Here is a 15,889-nt window from a genome sequence, read left to right on the forward strand (position 1 = left end):
CAGTGCGGATCCGCCACCGTATGCCGTCTATCAGCTGCCGACGCGTCCACACCTGCGGCCGGCCCGGCTTGATGCCCTGCGGCAGCAGCGGCTCAAGCCGGGCCCACTGGCCGTTCGTCAGATCTCCACGTCCCACAAGACGTGATCATGAACGAACAAGATCCACTTTCGCAACAGACCCTAGCCGCTTCCCGGCCGGCGCTACGGCAGCCGCGGGCGGACCGCCGACCAGGCGTCGACCGCCACCGCGAGCGGGTCGCCGTCCGCGAGGTGGGGCCGTACGAGGGCCATCCAGGGCAGCAGGAGCTTGATGCGCCGCAGGTGCTGGATGCGGGGCCGCGGCAGGTCGCGCCAGGTGCGGGCCTCCGCGGCCGCCTCCGCCGGGGTCAGGTCGATCAGCGCGAGCGCGTCGCGGCACAGCTGCTCCGGGTCGCCGCCGCGGCCCGGGCCGAACTGCCCGATCAGGTAGCCCCGTACGGCGGCCACCTCGACCGCGCGGTCCAGCGGGTGCGAGCCCTCCCAGTCCGCCTTGCGGTACGTCGCGGCCAGCGCCACCCCGCCCCAGCGCAGCCGGGTCCCCTCGGGCAGCCGGTCCCCCTGCATCCGGCCCACGGCCAGCGCCCGCAGGGTCAGCGGATGCGGCTCGTCGAGCAGCGGGGGGTCGGTGGCCAGCCAGGCCTCGATGTCCTCCAGCGCGTGCCCGCCGGGCGGGACGGCCGTCAGCACCTGCCCCCGGGTGAGCAGCGCCACCAGGGCTCCGGTGAGGTGGACCTTGGCCACGTGCCCCGCGTCGAAGAAGGCCACGCTGCGCCCGTACCGCTCGATCCGCCGCAGCCCGAGCCGCAACTCCCCGACGGCGTAGACCTGCCCGGCGCGCGCGACCCCGCCGAGGCACCGCACCACGCACACCCCGCCCGTGACGTCGGCCTCCTCGACGGAGTACACCTGCAGCTCGGCGATGGCCACTCCCGGCCCCCCTTCCCCGGCCGGGAGGCTACCGCCTGCGGGTGTCAGAGCGCCCCTTGGAGCCCGACGCGGACCCGGGTCACGCGCGACCCGGCCGCCGAGAAGCGGATCGAGCGCGTCCCGCCGGCCACCGCAACCTCACACCGGCCCGTGGCCGCCTCGGTGATGCGGACCGTGCGTTCGGCTTCCGCGAGGATCCCCGAGATCCGCAGGTCCCGTACACCGGTGAACACGAGGGTGAAGTAGAGGGTGTTGTACGCCGTTCCCGGCTCGCCCCATTCGGGGAGCGGGTGGTCGGGGAGGTGGGCCGTCTCGAAGCCGAGGGTGACGGAGGTGTCCCGCTCGTCGATGTGGACGTCGTAGAGGGCGCACGAGCCCAGCTCCGGCAGGACCTCGTAGAGCGCCGTCAACTCGGGCCAGGTGTTCATCCCATGACCCGCCGGTAGTAGATGTTCTCGTACGTCGGCGGCACCGTCGGATGGCGGCGCTGCCAGAACGCGTTCGTGCGCTGGTGCGGTCCGTCGTCGGAGCCGTCGTCGGAGCGGGTGAAGACGCTCAGGGTGCCGGCCTGGACCGATGCGTTCGCCGTGAACGACACGTCCGCGCCCGCCGCCGTGATCCGTACGGCCAGCCGGTGCCGGGGCAGGGCGGTCAGGGCGACGTCGGCCGTGACCGGCGGCTGCCAGCCCGCCATCTCGAAGTCCTCCACGTGCGAGAACGCGAGCTGGCACTGCAGGGTGTCGCCCGGCCCGCCGCCGTCCCAGCGGTCCGGGTACCTCGGCAGGTCGAGCCGCAGGACGACGGACGGGGCCCAGCCGTCCAGGCGCACCGACCGCAGCCGGACGCCGGCCAGATCGGGCACCTCGTCGTAGTACGGCGCGAAGACGTCGCCGTTCGCGACGTACCGGTCCCATCGCACGGCTACGCCTCCGGCTCCGGGACCGGGCGGATCTCCGTGCCGTCCGGAAGGTCGGCCAGGCCACATCTCATACGGTGATCATCCCCCGGGGCCGGGGGTTCTGCCCAGGACGTCTGCGTCACGCCGAAGCCCCCCTCGCGGTGCGGTGGCGAGGGGGGCTTCGGGTACCGGATCGATCAGGACCGGGCTACGCCCAGGTGATCAGGCGGCGCGGGTGTTCCAGGACGGACGCGATGTCCGCCAGGAACTTCGAGCCGAGCTCGCCGTCGATGAGGCGGTGGTCGAACGACAGCGCCAGGGTGGTGACGTGGCGCGGCTTCACCTTGCCCTTGTGGACCCACGGCTGGAGCTTGATCGCGCCGACCGCGAGGATTGCGGACTCGCCGGGGTTCAGGATGGGCGTACCGGTGTCGACGCCGAAGACGCCGACGTTGGTGATGGTGATGGTGCCGTTCTGCATGTCGGCCGGGGAGGTCTTGCCGTCGCGGGCCGTGGCGACCAGCTCGGACAGGGCCGTCGACAGCTCGCCGAGGGTCTTGGCGTGCGCGTCCTTGATGTTCGGGACGATCAGGCCGCGCGGGGTGGCCGCCGCGATGCCCAGGTTGACGTAGTGCTTGAGCACGATCTCCTGGGCCGCCTCGTCCCAGGACGCGTTGACGTCCGGGTTGCGGCGGATGGCCACGAGCACCGCCTTGGCGATGAGCAGCAGCGGGTTGATCCGCAGACCGGCGAGGTCCGGGTCTTCCTTGAGCTCCTGGACCAGCTTCATCGTGCGGGTCACGTCGAAGGTGATGAACTCGGTGACGTGCGGCGCGGTGAACGCCGAGCCGACCATCGCCTGCGCCGTGACCTTGCGGACGCCCTTGACCGGGATACGGGTCTCCCGGGCGCCCCCGGCCACCGGTGCCTCGGCCTGGACCGGTACGGGTACCGATACGGCCTGGGCCGGCGCGGGCACCGCCGCCTGCGGGGTGATCGCGGCCGCCGCGGCGGCGTGCACGTCCTCGCGGGTCACGACCCCGCCCTCGCCGGTGGGCACCACGGAGGCCAGGTCGATGCCGAGGTCCTTGGCCAGCTTGCGCACCGGCGGCTTCGCCAGCGGGCGCTCCCCGGCGGCGTGGCCGGTGCCGTTGCCGTTCAGCCCGGCGGCGGCGGCCGGAGCCGCCTCCGGCTGGGCCGGTACGGCCGGCAGCGCCACCGGGGCGCTGCCGTTCTGCGCGGCCGGCGCGGCCTTGCGCGGGCGGCGCTTCGTCGAGGCCTGGGAGACCCCGTAGCCGACCAGGACGGGCTGGCGGGCGGGGGCGGCCGGCTCCTCGGCGGCCTCGGCCGCGACAGGAGCCTCGACGGCGGCGGCAGCGGCGGCCACGGGAGCCTCCGCCGCACCCGTCTGCACCGAGATGATCACCTGGCCGACGTCGACCGTGGTGCCCTCCTCGAACAGCAGCGCGTGCACGACCCCGTCGAACGGGATCGGCAGCTCCACGGCCGCCTTCGCCGTCTCGACCTCGCAGACGACCTGGCCGTCGGTGACGGTGTCACCCGGCTGGACGTACCACTTGAGGATCTCGGCCTCGGTCAGGCCCTCGCCCACGTCGGGCATCTTGAATTCGCGGATCGTCACGGGAACGCTCTCCTCAGTACGCAAGCGAGCGGTCGACGGCGTCGAGCACCCTGTCCAGGCCCGGCAGGTACTCGTCCTCCAGGCGGGCCGGCGGGTACGGGGCGTGGAAGCCGCCCACGCGCAGCACCGGCGCCTCCAGGTGGTAGAAGCACCGCTCCGTGATGCGGGCGGCGATCTCCGCGCCCGTGCCCAGGAACACCGGGGCCTCGTGGACGACCACGAGCCGGCGGGTCTTCTCCACCGAGACCTGCAGCCCGTCGAAGTCGATCGGGGACATCGAGCGCAGGTCCACGACCTCCACCGACTTGCCCTCCTCGGCCGCCGCGGCCGCCGCCTCCAGACAGACCTTCACCATCGGGCCGTAGGCCGCCAGGGTGATGTCGGAGCCCTCGCGCGCCACGCGCGCCTTGTGCAGCTCGCCGGGGATGGCGTCGGTGTCGACCTCGCCCTTGTCCCAGTAGCGCCGCTTCGGCTCGAAGAAGATCACCGGGTCGTCGCTGAGGATCGCCTGCTGGAGCATCCAGTACGCGTCGCTCGCGTTCGAGGGCGAGACCACCTTCAGGCCCGGGACGTGCGCGAACAGCGCCTCGGGGGACTCCGAGTGGTGCTCCACCGCGCCGATGCCGCCGGCGTACGGGATGCGCACGACGACCGGCATCTTGACCTTGCCCAGCGCCCGCGCGTGCATCTTCGCGAGCTGCGTGACGATCTGGTCGTACGCGGGGAAGACGAACCCGTCGAACTGGATCTCCACCACAGGCCGGTAGCCGCGCAGCGCCAGGCCGATCGCCGTGCCGACGATGCCGGACTCGGCGAGCGGGGTGTCGATGACCCGCTCCTCGCCGAAGTCCTTCTGCAGGCCGTCGGTGATCCGGAAGACACCGCCCAGCTTGCCGACGTCCTCGCCCATGATCAGGACCTTCGGGTCCTGCTCCAGGGCCTTGCGCAGGGACTCGTTGAGCGCCTTCGCGATCGACATCTTCTCGACAGCCATCAGTTGCCCTCCTCGGCCGACTCGAAGGAAGCGAGGTAGGCGGCGAACTGGGCGCGCTCCTCGTCGACGAGCGCGTGCCCGTCCGCGTAGACGTTCTCGAAGATCGCCATGGTGTCCGGGTCGGGCATGGCGCGCACGACCTCGCGCACCCGCTTGCCCAGCGTCTCGCTCTCGGCCTCCAGGCCCTCGAAGAAGGCCTCGTCGGCCCCGCCGCTGGCCAGCAGGTAGGTCTTCAGGCGCAGGATCGGGTCCTTCGCCTCCCAGGCCTGCGTCTCCTCGTCCCGCCGGTACTTCGTCGGGTCGTCGGAGGTGGTGTGCGCGCCCATGCGGTACGTGAACGCCTCGACCAGGGTCGGGCCCTCGCCCGCTCGGGCCCGCGCCAGCGCCCAGCGGGTGACCGCGAGGCAGGCCAGGACGTCGTTGCCGTCCACGCGGACGCCCGGGAAGCCGAAGCCCTGGGCGCGCTGGTACAGCGGCACGCGCATCTGGCGCTCGGTCGGCTCGGAGATCGCCCACTGGTTGTTCTGGCAGAAGAACACCACGGGGGAGTTGTAGACGGCCGAGAAGGTGAACGCCTCGGCCACGTCGCCCTGGCTGGACGCGCCGTCGCCGAAGTAGGCGATGACCGCGGAGTCCGCGCCGTCCTTGGCCACACCCATCGCGTAACCGGTCGCGTGCAGCGTCTGCGAGCCGATGACGATCGTGTACAGGTGGAAGTTGTTGGTGTTCGGGTCCCAGCCGCCGTGGTTCACGCCGCGGAACATGCCGAGCAGGTTCGTCGGGTCGACTCCGCGGCACCAGGCCACGCCGTGCTCGCGGTACGTCGGGAAGACGTAGTCGTCGTCGCGCAGCGCGCGGCCGGAGCCGATCTGGGCGGCCTCCTGCCCGAGCAGCGAGGCCCACAGGCCCAGCTCGCCCTGGCGCTGCAGGGCGGTCGCCTCGCCGTCGAAACGGCGGGTCAGGACCATGTCGCGGTAGAGCCCGCGCAGGTCCTCGGTGGTGATGTCCTCGACGAAGGAGAGGAACTCCGCGGCGTCGGGATTGTCCGCTGCGCTGACCCGTTCCCCTTCGGGCGTCAGCAGCTGTACGAGCTGGGGCTCGGCGTTCTGCGCGGTGGCGGCAGCCTTGGCAGCGGGGGCCTTGGCGGCGCTCGCCGCGCCTGCCGCCCGCTTGGTGCCGCTGCTGCGTCGCGGCTTGCGCGCGGCAGTGCTCTCCACGGTCACGTGTTGCTCCTCCGTCGGTCCGGCTCCCGGGTTCTCCGGGGTCCAGTGCGGCTCACCCGAATCTGTACCAGCGCACAAGGGTGGGTGCGCGTCATGTACGGATTCGGGCGTGACAGGTGCCCCGGCAAGTGCCCTGCGCAATGCACGTTACCCAGTGCGCCGCATAACTGCGAAACCCCACTTGACCTGCGTTTTTGCTTGGATTTCCAAGTAAATCGGCAGGGCGGGGAACAACCACTGGTCACAGCCTTGCAGGGGGCCGGAACAACGGCACGTTATCCCGGGTAACGACGCCAGGGAAGGGGTGAGTGTGTGAAACTGAGTTCGTGCGCGAAGACGGAAAAATCAAGGTATTCCTCCTGGACGACCACGAAGTGGTACGTCGGGGTGTCCATGAGCTCCTTTCGGTCGAAGACGACATCGAGATCGTCGGCGAGGCCGGCACCGCCGCGGACGCCCTGGTACGCATCCCCGCCACCCGTCCCGACGTGGCCGTGCTCGACGTGCGCCTGCCGGACGGCAGCGGTGTGGAGGTCTGCCGCGAGGTCCGTTCCCAGGACGAGGACATCAAGTGCCTGATGCTGACCTCGTTCGCCGACGACGAGGCCCTCTTCGACGCGATCATGGCCGGGGCCTCGGGCTACGTGCTCAAGGCGATCCGCGGCAATGAGCTGCTCAGCGCCGTACGGGACGTGGCGGCCGGCAAGTCGCTGCTCGACCCCGTCGCCACGGCGCGGGTGCTGGAGCGGCTGCGCGACGGCAAGAACGGCAAGGGCGACGACCGCCTGTCCAACCTCACCGAGCAGGAGCGGAAGATCCTCGACCTGATCGGTGAGGGCCTGACCAACCGCGTCATCGGCGAGCGGCTGCACCTGGCCGAGAAGACCATCAAGAACTACGTCTCCAGCCTGCTGTCCAAGCTGGGCATGGAGCGCCGCTCCCAGGCCGCGGCGTACGTGGCCCGGCTGCAGGCCGAGAAGCGCGCCTGACCGACGGCACACCCGATACACCCGACACACCCGATCGACCGGGGAGCCGTTTCACTCGGGACCAACGTCCCCGATCATCGGGGCGGCTTCCTCTTTTCGGCGGAGCGTCCGTACCGGACAGTAGACGCATGTCTCCGGAGGAACTCCACGCCATCGAACTGCTGCGCCGGGTGCCGTACGGCAGGGTGGCCACCAGCATGCGCGCGCTGCCCTTCCTCGCCCTCGCCCGCCACATCGTGGTGGACGGCAACGTCGTGCTGAGAATGCACGCGGGCTTCGGCTACCACCAGGCGTGCAACGGCAGCGTGGTGGCCTACGGCGCCGACAACTTCAATTCCGCCGACTCCCGACTGTGGTCCGTGCAGTTCACCGGAACGGCCCAGGTCGTCGAGCCGACCACCCGGGAACTGGAACTGTTCGGACCGGTTCCGCATTTCGTGGACGGCGCGGTCTTCGACCCCGTCCACATGCGCATCGAGCCCCAGTTCGTCACCGTGCACTCCCTGGCCGGAAATCCGGACAGGGAGTACCAGCACGCCCTCTGAGCTGCGAATTCCGCTTACTGGTCTTCCAGGGGGTTATTCGGCGGGTCCACCGGCGGAGACACGCTCTTCGACGGCGACGCCGACTTCGACGGGGACTTCGACGGACTGCTCGACGCCGAAGTCGACGGGCTGGTCGAAGGCGACGTGGACGGCGTGGCGCTCTGGGTGAACTTGCTACGGCTCGGCGACGGCACGTGCTCCTCCGACTGGCGCGTCGACGGCGTCTCCTGCGAGGGAGTCACCTGCTGGTCGGACGGGGTGCTCTGCTGGCCGCTCGAAGAGCTCTGGACGGCCGGCGGAGTGCTGTCGTCGTTGTTCTTGCCCGACACCGAGTTGACGGCGTACGCCACGCCGCCCGCGATCGCGACGATGGCCAGCACCGCGAACAGCCACAGCTTCCAGCGGCTGCCGCCGCGGTCGTCGTAGGCCTCGTACCCGTCGCGGCCGCCCTGCCCGCCGCCGTGGCCGTGGTTGTCGTACCCGCCCCCGCCGGGGAAGGCCGAGCCGTCGTCCGGGTTCAGCGGCGGCACCATCGGCTGCTGGAACTGCGAGGTCGTGGCGTGTGCCCCGTACGGCTGCTGCCCACCGGTCTGGCCCATCGGCATCGCCGTGGTCTGCGCGGCCCCGCCGCGCCCGTGCGGCAGGGCCATCGTGACCGGACCGGTGTTCCAGGTGCCGGTGTTCGCGCCCTGGTCGTGCAGCATCTGGAGCGCGTACTGGACCAGCCCGCGCATCTCCTCGGCGCTCTGGAACCGGTCGTCCGGGTCCTTGGCGAGGGAGCGCATGACGAGCCCGTCGAGCTCCTGCGGGATGTGGTGGCCCTCCGGCAGCTGCGAGGGCGGAACCGGCGCGTCCTGCACGTGCTGGTAGACCACCGACAGCGGGGTCTCACCGGTGAACGGGGGCCGCAGGGCGAGCAGTTCGTACAGCAGGCAGCCGGTCGCGTACAGGTCGGAGCGGTGGTCCACCGCCTTGCCGAGCGCCTGCTCGGGCGACAGGTACTGCGGGGTGCCCATGACCATGCCGGTCTGGGTCATCGTCGACTGGGCGCCGTGCAGGGCGCGCGCGATGCCGAAGTCCATGACCTTGACCGCGCCGGTCTCGGTGATGATGACGTTGGCGGGCTTGATGTCGCGGTGCACGATGCCGTGCTGGTGCGAGTACGCGAGCGCTTCGAGCACGCCCGCGGTGATGATGAGCGCCTGCTCCGGGCCCGGGGCCTCGGCGCTGATCAGCAGATCGCGGATGGTGCGGCCCTCGACCAGCTCCATCACGATGTACGGGACGGTGTTGGGGCCGACCTTGTCCTCGCCGGAGTCGTACACGGCGACGACGGCGTGGTGGTTGAGCCCGGCGACCGACTGCGCCTCACGCGTGAAGCGGGCCTTGGAGACCGGGTCCTCCGCGAGGTCGGCGCGCAGCAGCTTCACGGCGACGGTCCGGCCCAGCCGGACGTCCTCGGCGGCGAACACCTCCGCCATGCCGCCGCGGCCCAGGCGGTGGGTGAGCCGGTAGCGGCCGTCGCCGACCAGGCCGCCGGCGCCCCAATGCTCAGGACCATCGGCCATCCCGGCGCCGTTTCCCTCGGGTTCGGGTGCCATCAGTCCTCGCCGTCGTCTCTCTCGGCCGCCGCTCAGCGGTAGGTCCTTTTCGGGTGCTCCGATGAACGCTACAGCCTCGGAACAGGTCGCCGTTCGGACAATGGCGCGCCGTGCCCCCGTGGTCACGGAACGGGCACCTGGCTTGACGTGTGCTTGCCCTCCGGCAGACTGGGCGCCACATGCGCTCAGCCAGAGGCGTTGGGACACATCCCGAGGGGAAGCAACAGTCATGAGCCAGGACGGCACTCAGGGCCAGTACGCGGGCGGCTCTCTGGCCGGTGGCCGTTACCAGCTAAGGGACTTGCTGGGTGCGGGCGGCATGGCGTCCGTCTACCTGGCGTACGACTCGGCGCTCGACCGGCAGGTCGCCATCAAGACCCTGCACAGCGATCTCGGCCGGGAGCAGTCGTTCCGCGAGCGCTTCCGCCGTGAAGCGCAGGCTGTTGCGAAACTGTCGCACACGAACATCGTCTCGGTCTTCGACACGGGCGAGGGCGAAGTGACGTTCAGCGGCCCCGGGGCGGGCGACGCCTCGGTGATGCCGTACATCGTCATGGAGTACGTGGAGGGCCGGCCCCTGGGCTCGGTCCTGGAGGCGGACATCCGCCAGTACGGGGCGATGCCGGCCGACAAGGCGCTGAAGGTGACGGCCGACGTACTGGCCGCGCTGGAGGTCAGCCACGAGATGGGCCTGGTCCACCGCGACATCAAGCCCGGCAACGTGATGATGACCAAGCGCGGCCTGGTCAAGGTGATGGACTTCGGCATCGCCCGCGCCATGCAGTCGGGGGTCACCTCGATGACGCAGACCGGCATGGTCGTCGGCACCCCCCAGTACCTCTCGCCCGAGCAGGCGCTGGGGCGCGGGGTCGACGCCCGGTCCGACCTGTACTCGGTCGGCATCATGCTGTTCCAGCTGCTGACCGGCCGGATCCCGTTCGACGCGGACTCGCCGCTGGCCATCGCGTACGCGCACGTGCAGGAGGAGCCGGTCGCTCCCTCCTCCATCAACCGCTCGGTCACCCCGGCGATGGACGCGCTCGTGGCGCGGGCCCTGAAGAAGAACCCGAACGAGCGCTTCCCCACGGCCGCGGCCATGCGCGACGAGGTCGCCCGGGTGATGTCGGCCGGCCAGGCCGGGGCCCCGGCCATCGTTCCGGGCGCGCACACGGGCGGCAGCGGCGCGGGCGTCGGCTCGGCCGTGTTCCCGCCGGTGGACTCCGGGTTCCAGGCCCCGCCGGCCCAGTCCCTGCAGCAGCCGTACGCGCCGACCCCGACGCCGTCCCCGTACGCCCCGCAGACCGCGGCGCCGACGGCGCAGCAGCAGCACGGGCAGGGCGGGTACGCCTACCCGCCGCAGCAGCAGCCGGTCTCGCACCAGCAGCAGTACGCCCCGCAGACCCCGCCGCCGTTCACGATCTCCCCGGCGGGCTCCACGACCGCCTCCGGAGGGGGCGGCGACAAGCGGAACATGCCGGTGGTCATCGGCGCGATCGCGGTGGCGGTGCTGGCCATCGGCGGTCTGATCGCGGCGATCTCGATGAACGGCAACGGCGACAAGGACAAGACCGGCGACACGGCCTCGTCGCCGGGGGCCTCCGCGGCCGCCTCGGGCTCGGCCAAGGGCGGCTTCAAGGGTCCGGACACCTCGCGCACGATCGACCCGGCCAAGTGCAAGGAGCCGGTGAAGTCCTACAACGACGCCAACAAGTACTCGGCGCCGGACCTGACCTACAAGAACCTGCTCTCGGTCAAGGCGTGCATCCAGGCCTCCGGCGGCAAGTACAAGATCGTCGAGAAGGACGAGGCCGTGTACGGCAAGGACACGGTGCTCGAGCAGAACCCCCGCGCCGGAGAGAAGATCGACAAGGAAGGCACGGAGTACACGCTGACCGTGTCGACCGGCAATCCGGAGTAGTCCGGAGCAGCAGTCCGGAGCAGTCCGGAGCAGTTGGTCCGTCCCGGCATCCCGGGCGCCCTTGATGGGGCGCCCGGGATGCCTGTTTTGCCCCGGTGTGTGAACCTGAGCCCAACATCTCGGCTGCTCGGGACGGGAGGGGCTCCCCGTGACTCAACGCCTCCGCGCGCAGCGCTGGCTGGCCGGGGCGGCAGTGGCCGCCGCCGCGCTGTCCCCCGCCGCCCCTGCCGCGTCCGCCGTGTCCGCGGCCTCCGCCGCCGCCTCGTCCCCGGCCGGCCGGTCCGCGGCCGTCCGCCCCCTCACCGCGCCCCACCCCGGCAGGGCTCCCGCCGCCGCGCCGAAGACCGACGACACCGAGCCCGATCCGGTGGCCGACGTACCGCACGAGGCGTACGAGGAGCTCGCCGGCAGCGCCGCCGGGGTCGGGCGGGAGCGGCCCGGGAGGCCCGCCGCCGAGCCGGCGAACCCGGAGACCGTGCTCGCCGCCCGCCCCCTCCTCCCGGCCCGCCCGCACCATCGTCCGGCCAGCCCGCAGCCGGTACAGCCGCCACCCGCGCCGAGCCCCCCGCCCGTGGTCACCGCGATCGGCACCGGGCCGAACGAGCGCGCTGCCGACCTGGCCGCGCACATACTGCCGCTCGGCACCGGATTCGCCCTGATGGGGCTGGGGCTCGGCTACCTCGGGATGCGGCTGCGCAAGGGCCTCTGACGCCCCCGCGAACCCGTCCCGAGCCGGAGGCGGGGGCGCCCGTCCCTCCTGCGGCCTACGCCTCAGGATGGTTGCGCGGCCCTGCATACTCGGTATACATACTGAGTATGTCGATCCGCCACGGCCTCCTCGCCCTGCTGGAAAGGGGTCCTCGGTACGGCTCTCAGCTGCGTACCGAGTTCGAATCCCGCACCGGCTCCACCTGGCCGCTCAACGTCGGGCAGGTGTACACCACCCTCGCCCGCCTCGAACGCGACGGCCTCGTCGCACCCGGCGGCGAGGACTCCGCCGGGCACACCCTCTACGCCATCACCGACTCCGGACGCGCTGAACTGCACCAGTGGTACGAGCGCCCCGTCGACCGCACCAACCCGCCCCGTGACGAGCTGTCCATCAAGCTCGCCATGGCCGTGGGCGCCCCCGGAGTGGACATCCGCGCCGTCATCCAGGCCCAGCGGCACGCCACGATCAAGGCGATGCAGGACTACACCCGGCTCAAGGCGCAGGCCCTCGCCGCGATCGAGAGCGGGAAGTCCCGCGAACGCGACGACGTGGCCTGGCTGCTGGTCCTGGAGCAGCTGATCTTCCAGACCGAGGCCGAGGCCCGCTGGCTCGACCACTCCGAATCACGCCTCGTACGGCTCTCCCTGCCGGCCGACCGGAGAGCCGAACCCGAACCACCCCAGGCCGCAGACACAGACGCCCCCGCGGCCACCGCCGCACCGAAGCCCCGCGCCTTCCGCACGCCGCGCGGCTGAAGCCACCACCGTCCCAGGGGGGACCCATGCCCGACCAGCAGTCAGCGCCCCACATACCGCCCGCGCCGTCGGAACGGCCGGTGCTCCAGCTCACCCGGCTCGTCCGCACGCACGGCAGCGGCGCCACCGAGGTGCACGCCCTGCGCGGCATCGACCTGTCCGTGTACCCCGGCGAGCTCGTCGCCGTCATGGGCCCCTCCGGCTCCGGCAAGTCCACGCTGCTCACCCTGGCCGGCGGCCTCGACACGCCCACCAGCGGCCACGTCATCGTCGAGGGCACGGACATCACCACCGCGAGCCGCAAGCAGCTGGCCGCGCTGCGCCGCCGCAGCATCGGGTACGTCTTCCAGGACTACAACCTGATCCCGGCCCTCACCGCCGCCGAGAACGTGGCACTGCCCCGGGAGCTCGACGGGATCTCCGCCCGCAAGGCCCGCGTCTCGGCCCTGGCCGCGCTGGAGGAGATGGGCCTCGGGCAGCTCGCCGACCGCTTCCCCGACGAGATGTCCGGCGGCCAGCAGCAGCGCGTGGCCATCGCCCGGGCCCTCGTCGGCGACCGCCGTCTGGTCCTCGCGGACGAGCCCACCGGCGCCCTCGACTCCGAGACCGGCGAATCCGTCCTCGCCCTGCTGCGCTCGCGCTGCGACGCGGGCGCCGCCGGAATCCTCGTCACCCACGAACCGCGGTTCGCCGCGTGGGCGGACCGCGTGGTCTTCCTGCGCGACGGCAGTGTGGTCGACGAGACCCTGCGCAGCCAGGCCGACTCCCTGCTCTCCGGGCAGGCCGGCCGGTGAAGTCCTCGTACCACGCGTGGATCGCGGCCATCCGGATCGCCCGCCGCGATGCCTGGCGGGCCAAGGGCCGCAGCACCCTCGTCCTCGCGATGATCGCCCTGCCGATCGTCGGCGTGAGCGCCGCCGATCTCACCACGCGCAGCGCGCAGCTCTCCCCCGAGCAGACGGTCTCCCGTGCCATCGGCGCGGCCGACGCCCGGCTGAAGGAGTCGGAGCTGAGCGGGCCCGTCTACCAGGACGTCGAGGGCAAGAACTCCATGCCGGTCGGCGGGTACGACAAGTACACCCCCAGGTCGGACACGGATCCCAACCTCCTGACCTCCGCGATCCCGCCGGGTGCCCAGTCCCTCAAGGACAGCACGGCGCACACCAAGATCCGCACCCGGTACGGCCTGCTGGAAACCGACCTGCGGGAGATCGACGCGGCCAGTCCGCTGGTCAAGGGCATGATCGAGCTGCAGCGGGGACAGTTGCCGCAGGAGGCGGGCGAGGTCGTCGCCACGACCGCCTTCCTGGAGGAGTCCGGGTTCTTCGTGGGCTCCGAGTTCCGCGCGCGCGGCTCGAACGCCTGGTACCGGATCGTGGGCGCGTACGAGCTGCCGTCCGAGCTGAGGAAGAGCGAGATCCTCGCCCCGCCCGGCACCCTGCTGGCCCCGCTCGACAAGGCCTTCCAGGCCGCCGGGGTCCCCGGCGTGGTCGCCACCGACACCTACCTGGTCAAGGTCGGCGGCGATGGTTTCACGTGGAACATGGTCAAGGCGCTCAACACGAAGAGCGTGCAGGTCGTCTCCCGCGCCGTGCAGCTCGACCCGCCGGCCGAGTCCGACGTGCCGTACATCGTCCAGCAGAAGGAACTGGGCTACTACAACCGGGACAACGGGCTCCCGACCACCGAACTGGCCGTCCTGGCCACGGTCGTCGGCCTCGCGATGCTGGAGATCTGCCTGCTGGCCGGCCCCGCCTTCGCGGTCGGCGCCCGGCGCTCGCGCCGCCAGCTCGGCCTGGTCGGCGCCAACGGCGGCGACCGGCGCCACATCCGGGCCATCGTGCTCTCCGGCGGCATCGTCATCGGCGCCGCGGCCGCCGTCATCGGCACGGTCCTCGGCGTCGCCCTCACCCTGGGGCTGCGGTCGACGCTGGAGGAGTATCTCGGCTCGCGCTTCGGCGGGTTCACGTTCCGCCCGCTGGAGATCTTCGGCATCGCCCTGCTCGCCGTCGTGACCGGCCTGCTCGCCGCGATCGCCCCGGCCGTCACCGCCTCCCGGCAGACCGTGCTGGCCTCGCTCACCGGCCGTCGCGGGACCCGCCGGGCCAACCGGGTACTGCCCGTCCTCGGCCTCCTCGCCCTCGCCGGCGGCGCCGCGATCGCCCTCTACGGCACGGCCTCCCGGATGGGCTCCACCGTCGTCGCGGGCGGCAGCGCCATCGCCGAACTGGGCATCGTCGCCCTCACCCCGGTGCTGGTCGGCCTGTTCGGGCGGCTCGGTCGCTGGCTGCCGCTGTCGCCGCGGCTCGCGCTGCGCGACGCCGTGCGCAACCGGGGCCGTACGGCCCCCGCCGTGGCCGCCGTCCTGGCCGCCGTCGCCGGCACCGTCGCAGTGGCCACGTACCAGCACAGCGCGGAGATCCAGGCCCGCCACGAGTACGTCGCCGATCTCCCGGACGGCGCCGGGATGGTGGCGATCCACGAGCTCGGCCGCAGCAAGGACGTGCCCGCCGTCCGCGAGGCCCTGGCACAGGAACTCCCGCTGGCCGTACGGGCGGACGTGGACCACATCTCGTACGGCAAGCCCGGCTGCGAGCGGTTCACCGGCCCCGAGGGCTGCGGCCGGACCGAGATCATGCGGCCCAAGGAGCAGCGCTGCCCGCTCTACGAGGCCAAGGACGGGATCGACTCGTTCGACCGCGCCGAGCAGAGGAGGCTGCGCAAGGACCCGCGGTGCGTGTACAACCGCCACTCCGCGCAGTTCGACGTGGTCGTCGCCGACGAGAAGCTGCTGACGGCGCTCGCGGTCACCGATCCGGGCGCGGTGTCCGCCCTGAAGGAGGGCAAGGGCGTCTCCTTCGACAAGCGCAACGTCAAGGACGGCAAGGTCACCCTCCGGCTGATCGACAACAAGCAGGACGCCTTCGAGCCGGGGGTCGACCCGAAGGGGGAGGACAAGGTCTTCGCCGTCCACCAGGCCCCCGACACCGCCGAGGGGTACGGCCTGGAGCTCGTCCTGCCGCCCACCGCGGCCAAGAGCGCCGGACTGACCACCCTGCCGTACGCCTCGTACTTCACCCTGGACGGCACGGCCACCAGCCGGCAGAAGCAGCGGGTGGCGGCGCGGATCGACCAGATCGGCGTGGAGGCCCCCGTCACCGTCGAGGCCGGCTACCAGGCCCAGGCCGACCTGACGATGCTGGCCCTGACCATCTTCGCGGGCCTGGTCACCATCGGCGCGGCCGGCATCGCCACCGGACTCGCGCAGGCCGATGCCGAGGCCGATCTGAAGACCCTGGCGGCGGTCGGCGCACCGCCACGGGTGCGGCGCACGCTCAGCGGTTTCCAGTGCGGGGTGGTGGCCCTGATGGGCGTGGTCCTGGGCTCGGCGGCGGGCATCCTGCCGGCGGTCGGCCTGCGGCTGGTCCAGCGGCGGGAGACCGAACACCTCTTGGAGATGGCCGGCGACGCGAACGACAAGCTGTACGTGCCGATCGCGGTGCCGTGGGAGACCCTCGGCGGGCTGCTCGTCGTGGTCCCGCTCGGCGCGGCCCTGCTGGCCGCCCTGGTCACCAAGTCCAGCGGCGCCATGGCGCGGCGCGAGGCGGGCTGACGGTCACTGTGCGTTCTCGCCCCCGTACAGGGT

At 71.8% G+C, this 15,889-nt stretch carries 15 protein-coding genes; 7 read left to right on the forward strand and 8 right to left on the reverse strand.

Annotated elements, in window-relative coordinates:
* The 7 genes from ACFXGI_RS08840 to pdhA form a co-directional block, all read right to left on the reverse strand.
* On the reverse strand, positions 1–136 hold a 136-nt coding region (locus ACFXGI_RS08840), incomplete at its 3' end, for a transposase (RefSeq protein WP_384704930.1).
* Between the two features lie 65 nt (positions 137–201).
* The gene (locus ACFXGI_RS08845) at positions 202–966 is read right to left on the reverse strand and encodes a hypothetical protein (RefSeq protein ID WP_384704756.1); all 765 of its coding nucleotides are present in this window, start codon (positions 964–966) and stop codon (positions 202–204) included.
* Between the two features lie 44 nt (positions 967–1,010).
* Entirely contained in the window at positions 1,011–1,394 is a 384-nt protein-coding gene (locus ACFXGI_RS08850) for an Imm50 family immunity protein (RefSeq protein WP_384704757.1), read from the reverse strand.
* Positions 1,391–1,885, reverse strand: coding sequence for a hypothetical protein (locus ACFXGI_RS08855; RefSeq protein ID WP_384704758.1), 495 nt, complete (start codon positions 1,883–1,885; stop codon positions 1,391–1,393). The genes ACFXGI_RS08850 and ACFXGI_RS08855 overlap by 4 nt, the downstream gene beginning before the upstream one ends.
* Positions 1,886–2,072: 187 nt before the next feature.
* Positions 2,073–3,485 carry a dihydrolipoamide acetyltransferase family protein gene (locus ACFXGI_RS08860; RefSeq protein ID WP_384704931.1) on the reverse strand — a complete coding sequence of 471 codons (1,413 nt, stop codon included), beginning with the start codon at positions 3,483–3,485 and terminating at the stop codon, positions 2,073–2,075.
* A gap of 34 nt (positions 3,486–3,519) precedes the next feature.
* A complete protein-coding gene (locus ACFXGI_RS08865; protein WP_030857582.1) occupies positions 3,520–4,500 on the reverse strand; it encodes an alpha-ketoacid dehydrogenase subunit beta in 981 nt (326 codons plus the stop codon).
* Positions 4,500–5,723 (reverse strand): pyruvate dehydrogenase (acetyl-transferring) E1 component subunit alpha, encoded by a 1,224-nt coding sequence (gene pdhA, locus ACFXGI_RS08870; protein WP_384704759.1) that lies wholly within the window; start codon positions 5,721–5,723, stop codon positions 4,500–4,502. Before pdhA ends, ACFXGI_RS08865 begins: the two co-directional genes overlap by 1 nt.
* Positions 5,724–6,049: 326 nt before the next feature.
* Between pdhA and ACFXGI_RS08875 the strand changes: the two genes are divergently transcribed.
* A complete protein-coding gene (locus ACFXGI_RS08875) occupies positions 6,050–6,712 on the forward strand; it encodes a response regulator (protein WP_384704760.1) in 663 nt (220 codons plus the stop codon).
* Between the two features lie 128 nt (positions 6,713–6,840).
* Complete coding sequence (locus ACFXGI_RS08880; protein WP_384704761.1) at positions 6,841–7,257, forward strand: pyridoxamine 5'-phosphate oxidase family protein; 417 nt, start codon at positions 6,841–6,843, stop codon at positions 7,255–7,257.
* 14 nt (positions 7,258–7,271) lie between these two features.
* On the opposite strand, the gene ACFXGI_RS08885 is transcribed toward ACFXGI_RS08880, so the two are convergent.
* The gene (locus ACFXGI_RS08885; protein WP_384704762.1) at positions 7,272–8,858 is read right to left on the reverse strand and encodes a protein kinase; all 1,587 of its coding nucleotides are present in this window, start codon (positions 8,856–8,858) and stop codon (positions 7,272–7,274) included.
* Positions 8,859–9,087: 229 nt separating this feature from the next.
* On the opposite strand from ACFXGI_RS08885, the gene ACFXGI_RS08890 reads away from it, so the two are divergent.
* The 5 genes from ACFXGI_RS08890 to ACFXGI_RS08910 all read left to right on the forward strand — a co-directional run bounded on the left by ACFXGI_RS08890 (position 9,088) and on the right by ACFXGI_RS08910 (position 15,856).
* On the forward strand, positions 9,088–10,776 hold the full coding sequence (locus ACFXGI_RS08890) for a protein kinase (protein ID WP_384704763.1): 1,689 nt from the start codon (positions 9,088–9,090) through the stop codon (positions 10,774–10,776).
* 148 nt (positions 10,777–10,924) lie between these two features.
* On the forward strand, positions 10,925–11,485 hold the full coding sequence (locus ACFXGI_RS08895; RefSeq protein ID WP_384704764.1) for a hypothetical protein: 561 nt from the start codon (positions 10,925–10,927) through the stop codon (positions 11,483–11,485).
* Positions 11,486–11,592: 107 nt separating this feature from the next.
* Positions 11,593–12,243: a PadR family transcriptional regulator gene (locus ACFXGI_RS08900; protein ID WP_384704765.1), complete on the forward strand. Its 651-nt coding sequence runs from the start codon at positions 11,593–11,595 to the stop codon at positions 12,241–12,243.
* Positions 12,244–12,269: 26 nt separating this feature from the next.
* Positions 12,270–13,037, forward strand: coding sequence for an ABC transporter ATP-binding protein (locus ACFXGI_RS08905; protein ID WP_384704766.1), 768 nt, complete (start codon positions 12,270–12,272; stop codon positions 13,035–13,037).
* A complete protein-coding gene (locus ACFXGI_RS08910; protein WP_384704767.1) occupies positions 13,034–15,856 on the forward strand; it encodes an FtsX-like permease family protein in 2,823 nt (940 codons plus the stop codon). The genes ACFXGI_RS08905 and ACFXGI_RS08910 overlap by 4 nt, the downstream gene beginning before the upstream one ends.
* The last annotated feature ends 33 nt before the right edge of the window (positions 15,857–15,889 follow it).

This window comes from Streptomyces sp. NPDC059355 (assembly GCF_042752335.1).
GTDB lineage: Bacteria > Actinomycetota > Actinomycetes > Streptomycetales > Streptomycetaceae > Streptomyces.

Excerpts from the sequence above, each read along its gene's own strand:
- ACFXGI_RS08860 (WP_384704931.1), bottom strand. The coding sequence starts at position 3,485 with ATGCCCGACGTGGGCGAGGGCCTGACCGAGGCCGAGATCCTCAAGTGG.
- ACFXGI_RS08880 (WP_384704761.1), top strand. The coding sequence starts at position 6,841 with ATGTCTCCGGAGGAACTCCACGCCATCGAACTGCTGCGCCGGGTGCCG.
- ACFXGI_RS08850 (WP_384704757.1), bottom strand. The coding sequence starts at position 1,394 with ATGAACACCTGGCCCGAGTTGACGGCGCTCTACGAGGTCCTGCCGGAG.
- ACFXGI_RS08885 (WP_384704762.1), bottom strand. The coding sequence starts at position 8,858 with ATGGCACCCGAACCCGAGGGAAACGGCGCCGGGATGGCCGATGGTCCT.
- ACFXGI_RS08905 (WP_384704766.1), top strand. The coding sequence starts at position 12,270 with ATGCCCGACCAGCAGTCAGCGCCCCACATACCGCCCGCGCCGTCGGAA.
- ACFXGI_RS08865 (WP_030857582.1), bottom strand. The coding sequence starts at position 4,500 with ATGGCTGTCGAGAAGATGTCGATCGCGAAGGCGCTCAACGAGTCCCTG.
- ACFXGI_RS08900 (WP_384704765.1), top strand. The coding sequence starts at position 11,593 with ATGTCGATCCGCCACGGCCTCCTCGCCCTGCTGGAAAGGGGTCCTCGG.
- ACFXGI_RS08890 (WP_384704763.1), top strand. The coding sequence starts at position 9,088 with ATGAGCCAGGACGGCACTCAGGGCCAGTACGCGGGCGGCTCTCTGGCC.